At 70.3% G+C, this 16453-nt stretch carries 12 protein-coding genes and 1 pseudogene; 6 read left to right on the top strand and 7 right to left on the bottom strand.

From position 1 onward, the window contains the following. Positions 1-229: pseudogene (locus tag CF8_RS22230) on the top strand (hypothetical protein); the annotation flags it as partial. Positions 230-233: 4 nt separating this feature from the next. On the opposite strand, the gene CF8_RS00260 reads toward CF8_RS22230, so the two are convergent. From CF8_RS00260 to CF8_RS00240, 5 genes are all read right to left on the bottom strand, one after another. Next, complete coding sequence (locus CF8_RS00260; protein WP_010831140.1) at positions 234-698, bottom strand: universal stress protein; 465 nt, start codon at positions 696-698, stop codon at positions 234-236. A 9-nt stretch (positions 699-707) separates the two neighbouring features. Next, positions 708-1487: a 2-phosphosulfolactate phosphatase gene (locus CF8_RS00255; RefSeq protein ID WP_010831139.1), complete on the bottom strand. Its 780-nt coding sequence runs from the start codon at positions 1485-1487 to the stop codon at positions 708-710. Between the two features lie 85 nt (positions 1488-1572). Further along, complete coding sequence (locus tag CF8_RS20545) at positions 1573-2592, bottom strand: hypothetical protein (protein ID WP_010831138.1); 1020 nt, start codon at positions 2590-2592, stop codon at positions 1573-1575. Positions 2593-2734: 142 nt separating this feature from the next. Then, positions 2735-4678 carry a M13 family metallopeptidase gene (locus tag CF8_RS00245; protein WP_010831137.1) on the bottom strand — a complete coding sequence of 648 codons (1944 nt, stop codon included), beginning with the start codon at positions 4676-4678 and terminating at the stop codon, positions 2735-2737. A gap of 22 nt (positions 4679-4700) precedes the next feature. After that, positions 4701-5693: an NADPH:quinone oxidoreductase family protein gene (locus CF8_RS00240; RefSeq protein WP_010831136.1), complete on the bottom strand. Its 993-nt coding sequence runs from the start codon at positions 5691-5693 to the stop codon at positions 4701-4703. Between the two features lie 56 nt (positions 5694-5749). Here CF8_RS00240 and CF8_RS00235 point away from each other — a divergent pair, with 56 nt between their 5' ends. Then, complete coding sequence (locus CF8_RS00235) at positions 5750-7123, top strand: MFS transporter (protein ID WP_010831135.1); 1374 nt, start codon at positions 5750-5752, stop codon at positions 7121-7123. 4 nt (positions 7124-7127) lie between these two features. Here CF8_RS00235 and CF8_RS00230 read toward each other — a convergent pair whose 3' ends face one another. Beyond that, entirely contained in the window at positions 7128-8177 is a 1050-nt protein-coding gene (locus tag CF8_RS00230; RefSeq protein ID WP_010831134.1) for a M15 family metallopeptidase, read from the bottom strand. Between the two features lie 295 nt (positions 8178-8472). Between CF8_RS00230 and CF8_RS00225 the strand changes: the two genes are divergently transcribed. The 4 genes from CF8_RS00225 to CF8_RS00210 are packed head-to-tail and all read left to right on the top strand — an operon-like array spanning position 8473 to position 13621. Beyond that, positions 8473-9318, top strand: a complete 846-nt coding sequence (locus CF8_RS00225; protein WP_036489896.1) for a glycosyltransferase family 2 protein — start codon at positions 8473-8475, stop codon at positions 9316-9318. Continuing rightward, positions 9315-11609, top strand: a complete 2295-nt coding sequence (locus tag CF8_RS00220; protein WP_010831132.1) for a hypothetical protein — start codon at positions 9315-9317, stop codon at positions 11607-11609. Before CF8_RS00225 ends, CF8_RS00220 begins: the two co-directional genes overlap by 4 nt. A gap of 13 nt (positions 11610-11622) precedes the next feature. Beyond that, positions 11623-12666, top strand: coding sequence for a glycosyltransferase (locus CF8_RS00215; RefSeq protein WP_010831131.1), 1044 nt, complete (start codon positions 11623-11625; stop codon positions 12664-12666). Further along, the gene (locus CF8_RS00210) at positions 12656-13621 is read left to right on the top strand and encodes an NAD-dependent epimerase/dehydratase family protein (RefSeq protein WP_010831130.1); all 966 of its coding nucleotides are present in this window, start codon (positions 12656-12658) and stop codon (positions 13619-13621) included. Before CF8_RS00215 ends, CF8_RS00210 begins: the two co-directional genes overlap by 11 nt. On the opposite strand, the gene CF8_RS00205 is transcribed toward CF8_RS00210, so the two are convergent. Continuing rightward, a complete protein-coding gene (locus tag CF8_RS00205) occupies positions 13609-16176 on the bottom strand; it encodes a glycosyltransferase (RefSeq protein ID WP_010831129.1) in 2568 nt (855 codons plus the stop codon). The genes CF8_RS00210 and CF8_RS00205 overlap by 13 nt on opposite strands. Positions 16177-16453: the final 277 nt, after the last annotated feature.

Here is a 16453-nt window from a genome sequence, read left to right as displayed (position 1 = left end):
GCCGGTCGTCGTGCTCGACGAACCCACCGCGCACCTCGACAGCGCCACCGCCGAGGCCGTCACCCGCGACGTGCTCGCTGCGTTGGCGGGGCGGAGCATCGTGTGGATCACGCACCAGGACGTGGGGCTGGCCGCGATGGACCGGGTGGTGGCCCTGGGACCGCTCGCTCAGCCTGCCTGCCAGCAGGCAGGCGCGGCCCACGTCGTCCGCACGCCCCGGGCGGGCTGACGGCTCAGTCGCGCCCGACCGGCAGCACCACGACCGGGCACGGCGCGTGCCGCATCACCTGGTCCGCGGTGGAGCCGAACAGCAGGCCTCGGAACCCGCCGGCTCCGCGCGCGCCGACGACCACGATCTCGACGCCCGCCGCGGCCTCGAGCAGCTTGGCCGAGGACTGCCCGCGGACGACGTGCAGCTCGAGCGTGCAGTCGGCCGGCAGGTGCAGCGCCTCGACGTCGCGGGTCAGCTGCTGGAGCACGGCCTCCTCGAAGTCCTCCGGCGGAGGGACGTAGCCCGGCTCCATCGTCGCCGGGCGCGGCGCGTTGGTCAGGCTCCAGGCGCGCAGCACGTGCAGTGGGACACCCAGTCGGGCAGCGTGCCCGGCTCCCCACGTCACGGCCTCGCTCGAGGCCGGGGAGCCGTCGTGACCAACGAGGATGCCGCCACTGATGGACGTCGGAGTGCGTTCGGCCGTCATGACGGGAGCCTAGCCCTCCGCGGCGACGAAGGACCCGGCCTCGAGCATCGGCACCACGCGGCTGACGTCGAGCTGGGCGGCGACCTCGACGTCGTCGGCGTAGCCGGCCGCAGCCAGCTCGACCCCGCCGGCACAGGCCGCCAGCTCCGCGTCGAGATCGGGTCGTGCGGCGCGGAACGACTGCTCGGCGACCCGCGCCTCGGGTCCCAGGCCGGTGACACCGAGGTCGACGAGGCCGGCGATCACCGCGCCCGCCCCCCACAGGTCCTCGATCGCCGGGCGCAGCGTGCCGTCGGGCCAGCGCTCGCCCGCCGGGACCACCGCGCACGTCGCGCCGGCGAGCACCATCGGGGCGAGGTGGGCCGCGACGGCGCCGGCGTTGCGCAGGGACGCGGCGAGCACCGTCGACCCGGTGTCGGCGAGGGCGAAGGAGATCGTCGAGCCGTTGGGCGAGGGCAGCACGATCCGCTCCACCCCGGTCAGGTCGACCGTCGCCATCGCGGCCGGCGACAGGCTGATCCCGCGCGGCTCACCGGCCGCGAGCGCCTGCACCTCGAGGCGACCGACGGCCAGGACGGCGTCGCGCGCATCGGCGTACTCCCGCGCGCGATCGTCCTTCCAGACGAAGGGCAGGACGGTGATGCCGCGCTCGACAGCGATGCTCACCGTCGTGGTGAAGGAGAGCACGTCGATCACGACGGTCACGTCAGCGGCGACCGCCTCCGCACCCGTCTGACCCCACTCCATCCGGACGCGGTGGGCGGACTGGTCGTGGCCGGGCTTGAGCATCCGGCCATCCAACCAGCCCGCTTTGCGGAGCTACCGAACAGTCAGGGGGTCCTCAGCGCTGGGAACCCCGCGACTGTTCGGTAGCTCAGGCACAGACCTCCTCGTGCCACAGTGCCTCTGCCTCGCGCTCCTGGAGCAGGGGCTCGTTGTCGTCGTCCCTGTGCCTCAGCCGCCACGCCCGCGCATGCGCGGGAAGGAAGAGGGAGCGAGCGCGTACGGCGACCAGTCGCCGCAGCAGGGTCGACGGGTCTCGCAGCTGGCTGCCCGTCACCCGCGCCGTCTCCAGGCCGACCTGGCGCAGGGCCTCCTCCATGGTGATGTCCCACGCCTGGCGATCCGCGTTGCGGTGCTCAGCACCGTCCACCTCGATCGGGGTCCCGGACTCCTCGTCGATGAGATCGACCTCGCCGATACGCACACCGTCGAGCGTCTCGACGACGCGGTTGACCAGCAGTCGGCCGTAACCGGCGTGCTCCTCGGCCAGCGTGCGCACGCGCACCTCCAGCGGAGATCGCGCGCCACCGCGCGCACGCGGGAGCGCCCAGGCGATCACGTCGAACCTGCGCGCCGAGCGGTGGCCCTCGACGTACGCCGCAAAGCGCCGCAGGGAGGTGATGCGCCCAGCGAGCGCGGACTCGAGCACGACCAGGGCCTCGTCGCGGTCATGGCGACGCATCTCGTCGAACACTGCTCGTTCGGGGCGGACGACGCGCACGCCGTAGCGTCGCCAGACCTCCCACTCGGGGAGCCGCTCGAACGACACGACGATCCCGGACGTCTTGCGGACACCGCCCCGCGGGCCGACGGCGAGGGCGACCGGGAGCTGGGTTCGACCGTCGCGATCCAGCCCGTCGAGCCAGGCCGCGCCGTGGAGCAGGCACGCAGCCCAGCCCGTGACTGCCCCGCCGGGTGGCAGCCGAGCCGCCTCCTCGACGATGCGCTGCTGCGCCACGCCGTTGTCGACCGCGGCAGGGACGTAGAGCCCCGACCCCGTCCGCCGATGTCCACGGCCGCGAGCACGATCGGGCGTGAGCTCGTCGCCCACGCGCACGGGGTGCACGACAGGGGCGTACGGCGCCACGGGATCCCACTTGTGCCTGGCCATGCGGCAAGGCTGCCCCGATTCGGCCGGACGTGCGTCGCGTCATCCACAGGCCCGCGACCACTCCGCGCTACCGAACAGTCAGGGGGTCCTCAGCGCTGGGAACCCCGCGACTGTTCAGTAGCTCGGGCGCACCGGCGCTGAGTCACCAGATCCGCACGCGCTCCGCGGGATCGAGCCACAGCAGGTCGTCGGCCGACGTCTCGAACACCTCGTGGAACTCGTCGAGGTTGCGCACGATGTTGGCGCGGAACTCCGGCGGCGAGTGGGGGTCGATGGTGAGGAACTGGAGGTCCTGCTCCTTGCGGCGCTTGGTGCGCCAGCAGTAGGCCCAGTTCATGAACAGGGCCTGCCGGTCCTCGACCGACGCCTCGCCCCCGGCCGCGATCACGAACGCCTTGTGGCCGATGGTCAGGCCGCCGAGGTCGCCGATGTTCTCGCCGACGGTCAGCTCGCCGTTGACCTTCTCACCGGGCAGGTTGCGCGGCTCGAAGCCGTCGTACTGCGCGATCAGGGCCTTGGTCTTGACCTCGAAGGCGGCCTTGTCGTCGGAGGTCCACCAGTCGTTGAGGTTGCCGTCGCCGTCGTACTGCGCGCCCTGGTCGTCGAAGCCGTGGCCGATCTCGTGGCCGATCACCGAGCCGATGCCGCCGTAGTTCTCGGCCGGCGACGCGTCGGGGCTGAAGAAGGGCTTCTGCAAGATGCCGGCCGGGAAGCAGATCTCGTTGGTGCCGGGGTTGTAGTAGGCGTTGACCGTCTGCGGCAGCATGAACCACTCGTCGCGGTCGACCGGGGAACCGATCTTGGCGAGCTCGCGGTCGGTCTCGAACGCCGAGGCGGCGGCGATGTTGCCCATCAGGTCGCCCGGCTTCACGACAAGGTTGGAGTAGTCGCGGAACTTGTCGGGGTAGCCGATCTTCGGGCGGAAGGTGTCGAGCTTGTCGTAGGCCTTCTGCTTGGTCTCCTCGGTCATCCAGTCGAGGGCCTCGATCGAGGTGCGGTAGGCCTTGAGCAGGTTGTCGACCAGCTCGTCCATCATCGCCTTGGACTCCGGCGGAAAGTGCCGCGAGACGTATTCGCGACCCACGGCCTCGCCCAGCGCGCCCTCGACCAGCGAGACGCCGCGCTTCCAGCGCTCGCGCAGCTCGGGGGTGCCGTTGAGGGTGCGGCCGTAGAAGTCGAAGTTGGTCTCGACGAAGTCGTTGGGGAGGTACGCCGCCGCGGACCGCAGCACGTGCGTGAGCAGCCACGACTTCCAGTCCTCGATGTCCACCTCGTCGAGGACGGTGGACAGGTGGGCGAGGTAGGACGGCTGCCGCACGCAGGTCTCGGCGATCGTCTGGTCGTTGCCGCCGAGGTTGGTGACGTAGACGTCCCAGTCGAAGCTGGGCGCGAGCGCCTTCAGCTCCTCGAGCGTCATCAGGTTGTAGGTCTTCTGGACGTCGCGGGTCTCCGCGCGCTCCCAGTGTCCGGCCGCCAGCTTGGTGTCGATCTCGAGCACCGTCTGCGCCGCACCGGCTGCGTCGGCGTGCTGCCCGAGCTCCAGCAGGCGGGTGAGGTAGGCGACGTACTTCTCGCGGATCTCGGCGAACTTGTCCTCGCGGTAGTAGCTCTCGTCCGGCAGGCCGAGGCCGCCCTGGGTGATGTGGAAGAGGTAGCGGTCGGACTGGCGGTCGTCGGTGTCGACGTAGGAGCCGAACAGCCCGGCGCCGCCGATCCGCTCGAACTCACCGAGGAAGGCGGCCAGGTCGCGGATGTCGCGCAGGCCCGCCACGGCGGTGACCAGCGGCTGGATCGGGCGGGTGCCGAGCTTGTCGATCTTCGCCTCGTCCATGAAGGAGGCGAAGAGGTCGCCGATCTTGCGGCCCTCCTCGTCCAGCTCCGCGGCGGGCGTCTCGGCGATCGAGGTGATGATGTCGCGGACCTGCGCCTCGGCGACGTCGGCCAGCTGCACGAACGGGCCCCAGCTCGACCGGTCGCTGGGGATCTCGGTCTCGTCGAGCCAGCGCCCGTTGACGTGGCCGAAGAGGTCGTCCTGCGGACGAATGTCGGGGTTCATGCCCGGGCGGGCGTCATCCAGGATGCTCACGCACCGACCCTAACTGGCAGGGTCAACGCCGCCCGACGCGCACGACCGACTTGCCGAGCGTCTTCCGGTCGTCCATGTCGACCAACGCCTGGCCGAAGCCGTCCATGTCGTACGTCGCTCCGATCGGCGGCTTCACCACGCCGGTCTCGATCATGGGCAGAAGCTCGGCCCACTGCTGCTGCATGAAGTCCTGTCGCGTCATCGCGTAGGCGCCCCAGCCCACGCCCCGGACGTCGATGTTGTTGAGCAGCAGCCGGTTGACCTTGACCTCGGGGATGCCCTGGCCGGCAGCGAAACCGACGACCAGCAGACGCCCCTGCTCGGCCAGGCAGCGCAGCGAATCGGTGAACAGGTCGCCGCCGACGACGTCGAGGACGATGTCGACCCCGCGGCCGCCGGTGAGCTCCTTGACCTGGTCCCGGAACCCTGCCCGCTCGTCGGTCGAGCCTGTCGAAACCACGTCGTCCGCCCCGGCGTCCCGCGCGACCTGCGCCTTCTCGGGAGTGCTGACGACGGCGATGGTGCGGGCGCCGTACCCCTTGGCGACCTGGAGGGTCGCGGTGCCGACGCCACCGGCGGCACCGTGCACGAGCACCGTGTCGCCGTCGGCGATGCCGCCGCGGTGCTTGAGCGCGAACTGCGCGGTGAGGTAGTTCATCGGCAGCGCGGCGCCCTCGTCGAAGGACAGGGCGTCGGGCAGCGGGAAGGTCCAGATCTTGGGCGAGGCGACGACCTCGGCGGCGTTGCCCCAGCCGGCCACGCCCGCGACGCGCTGACCGACCGTGAAGTCGCTGCTGCCCGGGTCGAGGACGACGCCGGCGAAGTCGACGCCGAGGTTGAACGGCGGCTCCGGCTTCATCTGGTACTCCCCGCGGCTCAGCAGCAGGTCGGGGAAGGAGACCCCCACGCTGTGGACCTCGACGAGCACGTCGTCGGGGCCGGGCGTCGGCTCGGGGACGTCGTTGACCTTGAGGTCGGTGGGTCCGGTCGTGGTCTCGACTTGTACGGCGCGCATGGGGCCGAGGCTAGCGGGCTTGACCTCGAGTCCACCTGAAGGAGGAGCCTCGCGGCATGACCACGAAACCCGATGGCCCGATGTCGGTGCCACCCGCCACACTGGGCACCATGGGGGATCCGATCACCGACCAGGTTCGCGATGTCGTCGGTGACCAGACGGTCGGTCGTCGGCTGCCCAGGGCGCTGACTCCGTTCCGCACCCCGGCCTACCGCTGGTTGGCGCTCGCCCTCGCCGCGAGCGCGTTCGCCAGCGGAGTCTGGATCGTGGCGCTGGTCTGGGAGGTCATCCGTCTCGGCGGCGGCCCGGGCCAGCTCTCGACCGTGATGACCGCCAGCGCGGTCGGCGTGCTGATCCCGGCGCTGCTGGCCGGGGTCGTGGCCGACCGGGTGCCGCAGAAGCTGATCCTGCTCACCGTCGCGCTCGTCGAGATGGTGGCGATGGGGCTGGTCGCGTTCCTGTCCTCCGCCGACCTCAACGCGATCTGGATCCTCGCGTGCGTCACCTTCGTGTCCGGGATGGGCATGGCGTTCTACTACCCCGCCTACTCCGCCTGGCTGCCGGCACTGATCCCCGAGTCCGACCTGCAGGCGGTCAACGGGTTCGAGGGCATGGTGCGCCCGACCATCGGCCAGGCCGTCGGGCCGGCCGTGGCCGGTGCGGTCGTCGGGGCGTACTCGCCCGGCGCCGCCTTCACCGTGGCCACGGTCGTGGGCGCGGTCGCGCTGGTGGTGCTCACCAAGGTTCCGCAGACCGCCATCCGCCGTACCCTCGATGAGGCGCACGCCAGTCACCCGGTCCGCTCGGCCTTCGCCGACATGCGCGAGGGCTTCGCCTACATGGTGCGCACGCCGTGGCTGCTGGCGACGCTGCTGTTCGCGTCGCTGATGATCCTGGTGATGATGGGCCCGCTCGAGGTGCTGATCCCGTTCCTGATCAAGGACACGCTGGGCGGCGGCCCCGACGACCACTCCTACGTCCTGGCCGCCTTCGGCATCGGCGGTGCGCTCGGCTCGCTGGCGATGGCATCCGTGCGGATGCCGCGGCGCTACCTCACGCTGATGAACGTCGGCTGGGGACTCGGCTGCCTGCCGTTCCTCGTGATCGCGGTGGCCGACCGCGTCTGGATGGTGATCGGTGCCGCGGCCGTGATGGGCGCGCTCTTCTCGGCGCCGATGGTCATCTGGGGCACGCTGCTGCAGCGCCGGGTGCCACCCGATCTGCTCGGTCGCGTCGCGAGCCTCGACTTCTTCGTCAGCATCTCGCTGATGCCGATCTCGATGGCGCTGGCCGGGCCCGTGGCCGACGCGATCGGGCTGCGCAACACCTTCTACATCGCCGGCATCGTGCCGGTCGTCGTCGCGGTCGTCGCGACGGTGTGGGCCAAGCTGCCGGCCGACGAGCTCGCGCACCCGCTGCGGGCCGACTGATGCCCTAGGCCGGTTCCTTGAGCGCGTTCATCTCGAAGTGCATGGGGTCGGTGTAGCCCCAGTCGCCGCCCCAGGCGAAGCCCCACTTCTTGAAGATCTCGACGACGGCGCGGTTCATCTCACCGAAGGTGCCGCGCTGGTTGCCCGGCACGTTGAGGTCGAGCGCGATGCCGAAGGAGTGCAGCGAGAGCTGCTGGGTGTTGGCGATGTAGCGCGGGTAGTAGCACCCGGCGTACTCCCCCGGGTTGATCTCGTCGGCAAGCCCGGTCGTCTGGATCTCGAGCAGCGCCGCCCGCAGCTGCGGGAAGATCACCTTGTGGCAGGTGACGTTGCCCAGGATCGGCACCGGCTCGGTGCGGATGTTGGCGGTGACCCAGGACTGCTCGGGCGCGATCCGGCCGCCACCCAGCACGGTGTAGCGGAAGGTGCCGACGGCCTCGGCGACCGAGCCGCCGCTCAGTACCGCGATCTGCTCGGCACCGGGGTCGAGGTCCGGACCGAGGATGGACACGGCCGCGTCGTCGCCGACGATCTTCTGCAGCTTCTCCATCACGTCGCGCGGTGAGTAGATGCCGGTGTTGACCAGCATCGCGTTGTCGGTGGGGATCCCGAGCTCCTCGCCCCACTTCTCGTTGACCACGGCGTCGATCTGCGGCACCTGCGGCGCATAGGCGCCGATGTGCACCGTCGGGGCGTCCTCGTCGTTGCCGAGCTGGAGGTAGCCCGCCTTGTCCTGCAGCTGCTCGGCCAGCGACTTCTCCAGCGCGACCTCACCCCCGGCGACCCGGTCCCACTGCTCCTGCAGCTCGGCGGACGCCGCGATGGTGAAGTTGCGGTACGTCGACGGGTCGACCGCACCGATGTTGATGACCCTGTTCTCGATGCCGACGTTGCCGAGCGAGAGCACCAGCGACCGCTTGACGGTCCTCAGCGCGTTGATCTCCTCGATCACCTCGGGGTCCAGGGCGTCCTGGTCCTTGATGATCAGGTCGGCGAGCACCAGCGCGCCCTTGCGCGGGCCCGGTGGCTCGACGGCGTGCGCCGGGTCCGCCACAGGCGGCTCGGTCTCGGCCGGCGGGGTCGGCGTGCTCGTCGAGGAGGACGTCGACGGCGCTGGAGTGGTGGGTGTGGCTGGTGACTCTGCGCCACACGCGGACGCGAGCAGGAGCACCCCCGCACCCAAGGCCGCCCGCGCTCGCCGTACTCCCGACATCACCCTCCCCCTTTGACTTGTCCAGCGTAGGCGCTGGGTCACAGTGTCACTACCACGGTGTGAGGACGCCTCCCTGCCGTGACACCATGCCCTCTGCCCTTGGCGACCCGGTGACCGCCCTGACGATGGAGCTTGTGTGAGCGACGCAGCAACGCCAACAGTTTCGGTCGTGGTGCCGTCCTACCAGAACGCCGCCTACATCGTGGCGACCATCGACTCCGTCCTCGCGCAGACGTTCACCGACTTCGAGCTCCTGGTCTCCGATCACTCGTCGACGGACGGCACGTGGGAGCTCCTCGAGGGCTACACCGATCCGCGGATCACGCTGACCCGCTGCCCCAGCGGCGGCGGCGCACCCGCCAACTGGAACGCCGTGACCGCGCAGGCCACCGGCCGCTACATCAAGCTCGTCTGCGGCGACGACCTGCTCGCTCCCGACGCCCTCGAGAAGCAGGTCGCGGCGCTGCAGTCCCACCCCACGGCCGTGCTCGCGGCCTCGCGCCGCAGCCTGATCGACGCGGTCGGCGATCCGCTGATGGAGAGCCGCGGCCTCGGCTCCCTGACCGGGCTCGTCCCCGGGATCACCGCGATCAAGGCGTTGGTGAGATCCGGGACCAACCTCCTCGGCGAGCCGGCGTGCGTGCTGGTCCGCCGTGACAGCCTCGCGTCCGTCGGCGGCTGGGACGGCGCCCAGCCCTACCTCATCGACCAGGCGACCTACATGCACGTCCTCCGACACGGCGACCTCCTGGCGGTGCCCGGCACCCTCGCCTCGTTCCGCCTCAGCGACACCCAGTGGAGCGTGGCGCTCGCCGCGTCCCAAGCCCGACAAGCAGCGGCCGTCCATCGTGCGTACGGCGACCTCTACCCCACCGAGGTCACGCGCAGCGACGTCCGGGTCGGCAATGCGCGGGCACGCGTGATGTCCCTTGCGCGCCGTGCGGCCTACATCCGCTGGCGGCGCCGGATGGTGGCCCCGTGAAGCGTTCCCTGGACCGCACCGTGATCGGCCGGCTGCTGGCCGGCCTGGGCTACTACCTCGGACTCGCCGTCGCGACATTCCTCGGCGCCATCTGGGCAACCGGCCTCTTCGACCGCTCGTGGGAACTACCGCTGTTCTACCGCAGTGACGCGCTCTCCGGCGGCTCGCAGTTCAAGGGCACGCTGGAGAACGGCTGGTACGAGATCAACCCGGCGCTGGGTGCCCCGCACGGCCAGGTCATGCACGCATTCCCGCTGGCTGACAACCTGCAGTTCGCCGTCGCGCGGGTGCTGGGCATGTTCACCGATCAGTGGTCGGTGGCCTACAACCTCGCCTACCTCCTCACCTATCCCGCCGCCGCCGTCGCGGGGGCGTGGTTCTTGCGGCGACTGGGTGTCTCGCGGCTCTCAGCCTTCGTCGTGGGGGTGCTGTTCGCGTTCGCGCCGTACCACTTCATGCACGGCCTGCCGCACCTGTCGTTGTCGATGTACTTCACGGTGCCGCTCGCGCTGTCCCTGAGCATGGCCGTGATGCTGGGCCGCCCGGTGTGGGCGCGACGAGCTGGCGGCAGCGCGCGCAACCCGATCACGTGGCTGAGCGCCACCACGCTCGGAACGCTCCTCATCGCAGCGCTCGTCGGGACCACATCGAGCTACTACGCCGTCTTCGGGCTGCTGTTCCTGGGTTTCGCGATCCTGGTCGCCGGCTTCGAGCGTCGCTGGCGCGACGCCATCGGTGGCATCGGTGCGGCCGTCTCGATCGTGGTCGTGATGCTCATGAACATGGCCCCGGACATCCTCTGGGCCAGGTCAAACCTGGACAGCCCGGCCGCCTTCGCGCGCGCGCCACTGGAGGCGGAGCTCTACGGCTTGAAGTTCACCTCGTTGATCTTCCCCGTCCACTGGAACCGCATCGGCGACCTGGGTGCCTGGCGATTCACCTACGACGAGACCTTCCCGCTGCCGGGTGAGCGCGCGGCCCTGGGCGTCGTCGCCGCCCTCGGGTTCGTCGTGCTGCTCGCCCTGCCGATCATCCTGCTCATCCGCGGTCGCCGCGGCGACTGGTGGCCGAGCCGACGCATCTCGTCGCTGTCACTGTTCGCCTGGATCGGCTTCGCCTTCGGCATGGTCGGCGGCCTGGCCACGATCTTCGCCCTGCTGATCTCGCCGGACATCCGCGCCTGGAACCGGATCGTGATGTTCTTGATGCTGATCTCGTTGAGCGTCGTCGCGATCTCGCTCGACCACGGCACCGGGTGGGTACGCCGCCGGGTCGCCGACCGCGGTCGGCTCGCCGTCCTCGTCGCGCCGGTGCTGGCCCTCGCGCTCCTGGGCGGTGGCCTCTTCGACCAGGTGGCACCCAAGACCTGGGCCCTGATCGGCGACGAGCAGGCACGATGGGACAACGACAAGGCCTACGTCGCCGACATCGAGAGCCGGGTCCCGGCCGACACCATGGTCTACCAGCTCCCCGCTGTCGCGTTCCCCGAGTCGCTGCCGGTGAACGACATGGAGGACTACGAGCTCATGCGGCCGTACCTCCACTCCACGGACATGCGGTGGACCTACGGCGGCCTCAAGGGTCGACCCAAGGGCGACTGGGCCACGGTGGCGTCGCAGCTGCCGACCGACCGGTTGGTGGTGGCGCTGGCCGCCGCCGGCTTCGGTGGCATCCACATCGACCGGTTCGGCTACCCGAGCCACGACACCTCCGTCCTGGAGGGCGACATCTCCCGCCTGGTCGGCGTCGATCCCGTCGAGAGCCCGGACGGACGCTTCGCCTTCTTCGACCTGGGCGACTTCGTGGCCGACGTCGAGGACGAGCGCTCGCGGAAGTGGTTGGACAACGTCGGCAACCACCTCGTCAATCCGCCGATGTACTACTGGCAGCAGGACTTCAACCCGCCCTTCGTCGACCCCGAGGGCTCTGTGGTTCTACCGGGCAAGGGACCGGCCATCGGGCTCGACCTGCTCAGCCAGCGGGTCCGGGACACCCCCGTGCGCCTGACGTTCACCCTGCGGGCCGACGGCGCCACCGGCCCCACGCCCGTCCGCATCACCTGGCCGGACGGAGGCGTCGAGGAGGTCATCGTCGGGGTCGACGGTCTGGCGGTGGACCGGAAGCTGGACATGGCTCCCGGGGCGTCCGAGGTCGGACTGACGGCCAGCGGCGTCACCTCCATCAGTCTGATCAACTTGGTCATCAACGACCCCGTGCTCGCCTTCCCGCTCGACACGTCGGAGGCCGAGAAGGCGGGCTCGAGCGGCCGGGAGAGCGGCGAACGTGAGTGATAGCGTCGCCGCCGTGACTGACCAGATCGGACGCGACCTCGGTCACACCGTGTCCGTCGTGATCCCCGTCTACCGCGGCGCCTCGACGCTCGAGGGCGTCGTCGCCGAGCTCGCACCGTTCTTCGACTCCGTGCAGACCCCCGACGGTCACCTCCTCACGGTGACCGAGGTGCTCCTCGTTCATGACGCCGGCCCCGACGACTCCGACGTCGTCATCCGCGAGCTCGCCGAGCGCTTCGACCAGGTGCGCGCCCTGTGGTTGAGCCGCAACTTCGGCCAGCACGCCGCGACCCTCGCCGGGATGGCGTCGTCCGGCTCCGACTGGATCGTCACGATGGACGAGGACGGCCAGCACGACCCCAGCGCCATCCCGCGGTTCCTCGACGTGGCGATGCTCGAGCGGGCGGCCGTCGTCTACGCCGACCCGACCAACGAGCCGCCGCACGGCTTCATGCGCAACATCGCGTCACGCACCTCCAAGCGACTGGTCGCCAGCCTGGCACCCAAGACCCCGGTCGGCAGCTTCCAGAGCTACCGCTTCGTGCTCGGCGAGGTCGGTCGATCCGTCGCGGCGTATGCCGGGGCCGGCGTCTACCTCGACATCGCGATGAGCTGGGTGACGGCTCGCGTCGCCACCTGCCCGGTCGAGCTGCGCACCGAGGGCGACCGACCGTCCGGCTACTCCGGGCGCACCCTGCTGTCCCACTTCTGGCGCCTGGTGCTCTCGTCGGGCACCCGCGGTCTGCGCCTGGTCTCGCTGATGGGCGTCACGTTCGCCGCCTTCGGTGTCGCGCTGGCGATCTATGCGCTCGTCGGCACCCTCCTCGGCGGGACCAACGAACGCGGCTGGGCCTCAATGATGGTCATGCTCTGCCTCGGCGTCGGCGCGATCCTCTTCGCCCTGGGTGTGGTCGCCGAATATGTCGGCGTTGCGGTCAACATGGCGATGGGTCGACCGCTCTACTACATCGGCAACGACCCCGCGCACGGTCCTTGGTCGAGAAGGCCGATCGGCGCACCCGCGGCCGAGCCTGTTGCCCCAGCCCGTGAGTCCTGAGCACCGGCGGCTGATCTGGGTCATCGGCGCGGGCGGCCTGCTCGGGTCGGAGGTCGTGACGGCGGCCCGCACGCGCGGGGTCGAGGTCTTCAGTCCCGGGCCCATCCGGTGGGCGGACCCGGCCGATGCACGACACGACCTGACCCGGGCGGCGGCCGACTTCATGGCTCGGGCCGAGGGCCGCGAGTGGCAGCTCGCCTGGTGCGCGGGCGTCGGAGTCACTGGTACGTCGACCGAGCAGCTCGACGCCGAGGTCAGCGTCTTCCGCGCCACCCTCGACGCCCTCACCGAGCACGGTGCCGACAGCCGTGGCGCCGTCTTCCTCGCCTCCTCCGCCGGCGGTGTGTACGCCGGCTCCTCGGGTGCGCCCTTCGACGAGTTCAGCGAACCGCGGCCGCTGGCGCCGTACGGCCACGCCAAGCTGGCGCTCGAGACGCTCCTGCGCGACTGGTCGACGCGGACCGGCGCCAACGTGCTCGTCGGGCGGATCGCGAACCTCTACGGCCCCGGTCAGGACCTCAGCAAGTCTCAAGGCCTGATCTCGCACGTGTGCAAGGCCCAGCTGCGCCGCGAGCCGATCTTGATCTACGTCCCGCTCGACACGGTCCGCAACTACCTGTTCGCCCCTGACTGTGCGCAGATGGTCGTCGTCGGGTTGACGTCACTGCAGGCTCAGGCGCGGACGCAGCCGAGTCAGCAGTGGCTCAAGGTGATGGCCGGTCCCGACGCCACGTCGATCTCGTTCGTGCTGGCCGAGCTGCAGCGGATCCTCAAGCGCAAGCCGTTGGTCGTGCATGGCTCGTCGGCCACGTCGCGGTTCCAGGCCAGCGACCTGCGACTGCGCAGCCGGGTCCTGCCCCACCTCGACCAGCTCGCCGCCACCTCGATGCCGATCGGGATGAAGCGCACCCTCGACGGACTGCGCGTCGCCCTGAACCGTGGCTACCTGGTCTGACGCTTGGCCGCGCGTAGCCCCCGCGCCGTGGTCGTGCGGACCTTCTTCAGCCCTGAGGTGATCAGCTCGGTCGGGGTCTGGTCGGCCCCGTCCACGCCATCGGCCTGCTTCCGGGACGTGCGCGCGTCAGCACGTGCCTTGCGGCGCGTTCGGCGAGCATCGCGCTCGGCCCAGATCTCGTCGAGGCGGGCGCCGGCGACGCGCGCCAGCGCCTCGGTGGAGAACTCGGCGGCGATGTGTGCACGAGCGGCCTCGCCGCGACGGGCAGCGCCCTCGGGGTCGGCCATCACCTCGCGCATCAGCTCGGCGGCGTGGTCGAGGTCGGGGTCGGCCCAGCTCGCCGTCGTCGGGTAGGGGTCGCAGCCCTTGGGCACCCTGACGCTCTTGTGCCGCACGAGATAGCTGTTCTCGTCGTTCATGAACGTGAGGTTGCCTGAGTAGCCTGTGGCGATCACCGGCTTGCCGATGGCCATCGTCTCGGCCAGCGTCTGCCCGAAGCCCTCCGACCGGTGCAGGCTGACGTAGCAGTCCGAGCTGCTCATCAGGCCGTCCAGCTCCTCGCGGGCAAGGTAGCGCTCGATCAGCGTGATGTCGGGGCGGTCGGCGACGACGTACCGCAGCTTCTCCACGTCGGCCATCCGCTTGGAGCCGTTGATCGACTTGATCACGAGCTGGGCGCGACCGGGCTCGGGGAAGGCCTTGATGAAGGCTTCCACGAGGCCGACCGGGTTCTTGCGCTCGGCCACGCTGAGGAAGTCGAAGACGAAGAGGAAGGTGAAGCGGCCGGTGTCGGCGATCTCGGGGATCCGCACCGAGGACGCCTCGGCTGCGTGCGCCGGGTGCGGCACCACGGTGACGGGCTTGTCGGTGTGCGGGCGGATCGCCTCGGCGTTGAACTCACTGGTGACCCACACCTCGTCGAGCAGCTCGATCGACGGCTGCATCTGCACCGGGAAGTCGTCGAGCTCCCAGAACCACAGCCCGATGCGGTAGCGCCGCTTGAGCAGCTCCTCCGGCAGGTCGTCCACGAGCACCGGCAGCTGGTCGGCGTTGACGCACAGCAGGGCCGTGTCGTGACGCACGCCGTCGGGCTGGGGCCGGTCGGTCCACGGCGCGCTGCGGCGGCTGATGGTGCGGCTGTACGTCGAGGTCGAGACCGACACTCCGCGCTGCTCGAGTGCGGCGACGAACTGACGTCCGGACTCGCCGAGGCCGAGGTCGGCGGTGAAGTAGCCGACCGCCTCGACGCCGTGGATGCGCTTGCGCTTGCCCTCGGCCTGCTCCGGCTGGGCGAGGTACGGCGCATAGCTGGTGCTCGCCACCCGCGCCCGCTCCAGGGCGATCGTCGCGGCGGGAATGCCCATCTCGTCGGCGCCGTAGGTCTCCGCCCAGTCGAGCAACGGAGTGACGTCGCCGGTGGGCAGGTCGGGGAAGACCTGCTGGAGGTCGGGGCGGATCGTGTAGACCTCGGTCATCAGCCGGCCGAGACCGCCGATGGAGCGAGACTGGACGGGTGCCGCGAGCCACTCGGGCAGCGGGAGTCCGGGCACGCCGCCGATGGCGAGCACCGGGTCCTCCGGGGCAGCGGCTCGGACGCGACGCCCGCTGATCTCTTCGCGCACGAGGCGGCGGATGAGCGGACTCATCGTCACGCCGTCTCGGACCGAGAAGGGGGGGACGAAACCCTCCTGGCGACTGGAGAAGCCGGCCTCGCGGAGCCGCGAGCCGTAGTCGTCGCACAGTTCCCGCAGGAGCGGGTCCTGGCTGATCAGCAGCCGCGGTTCGGGGCCCTGGTGCTTGCTGACGAGGTGCGGCAGCTCCGGGGAGTAGCCGGAGAAGTGGAAGAACGTGGGCGCGCGCCCGCCGACCTTGAGGCCGGTCTCGTCCCGGGACAGCGGACGTGTCGCGAGGTTCCAGTAGGCGGCGTTCCACGACGGGTCGTGGACGATGTGGTGGTCGAACAGGCCGGGCACCATGTCCATCGACTTCTGGTCGGTGAAGTAACCCCTCGCAACGTCGGCGATCGAGTCGGTGGCGAGGCGCTCGAGCCACCAGTCCAGCATCGCGCGGCCGTCGGGCGTGTCCCCAACCGCGACGAAGCCGAGGTTGTAGGTGCCCGAGAGCAGAATGTCCTGCTCGGAGGGCCGGCTGCCGTCGCGCGGCATCGGCTCGGTGAGGTGCGGGGTCAGCACGACTGAGTGGTCGCGGGCCAGGCCGGGCAGTTCGGAGATCCGGCGCTCGATGGAGATGTCGGGGTCATAGTAGATCGCGTGGTCGTAGCCACGGTTGAGCAGCGAGCGCAGCATCCACGGCTTCAGCGCGGTGGCGAGCTCGATCAGGCGATAGGCCCCGGACATGGCGTCCAGGACGTCGGGGTCAACCCCGATCTCGTCGATCAGCACGACGTCCGCACCGGTGACCGAGGGGCGGTCAGTGCTGGGATCGTCGACCAGGAGGACGTCGAACGTGCCGTCCGGGTGGTGCTTGCGGAAGCTGGCCACGAGCACCTGCGCCTGGGCGAGGTAGTTGCGCGCAACGATGGTGCAGCCGTGCATCGGATCAGCGTCTTCGATCCGTGCAGTCCCCCGTACTGTTGATTCCATGGGCAGCGATCCTAGTTCATCAGCGACAGCCGGCCACGGCCCCGTCAGGCATTCCAAGGCACGTCCGACGAGGCCGTCTCTGAACGTCTGGCCCGGCTCGAAGAGGCCATGGGCGAGAGCATGAAGCAGGCCGCGACCACGCCGCGCACCTCACCGCGCTGACTGCCGATGTCACCCGCGAGCTGACCGCGTTGCGCGAGCGGTCGCCGTTCGTCGACGACGCCACGCG

The sequence above is a fragment of the Nocardioides sp. CF8 genome, assembly GCF_000389985.1.
GTDB classification, from domain to species: domain Bacteria; phylum Actinomycetota; class Actinomycetes; order Propionibacteriales; family Nocardioidaceae; genus Nocardioides; species Nocardioides allogilvus.
Note: the sequence above shows the minus strand (reverse complement) of the source record. Positions and strands in the feature narration are given on the sequence as shown.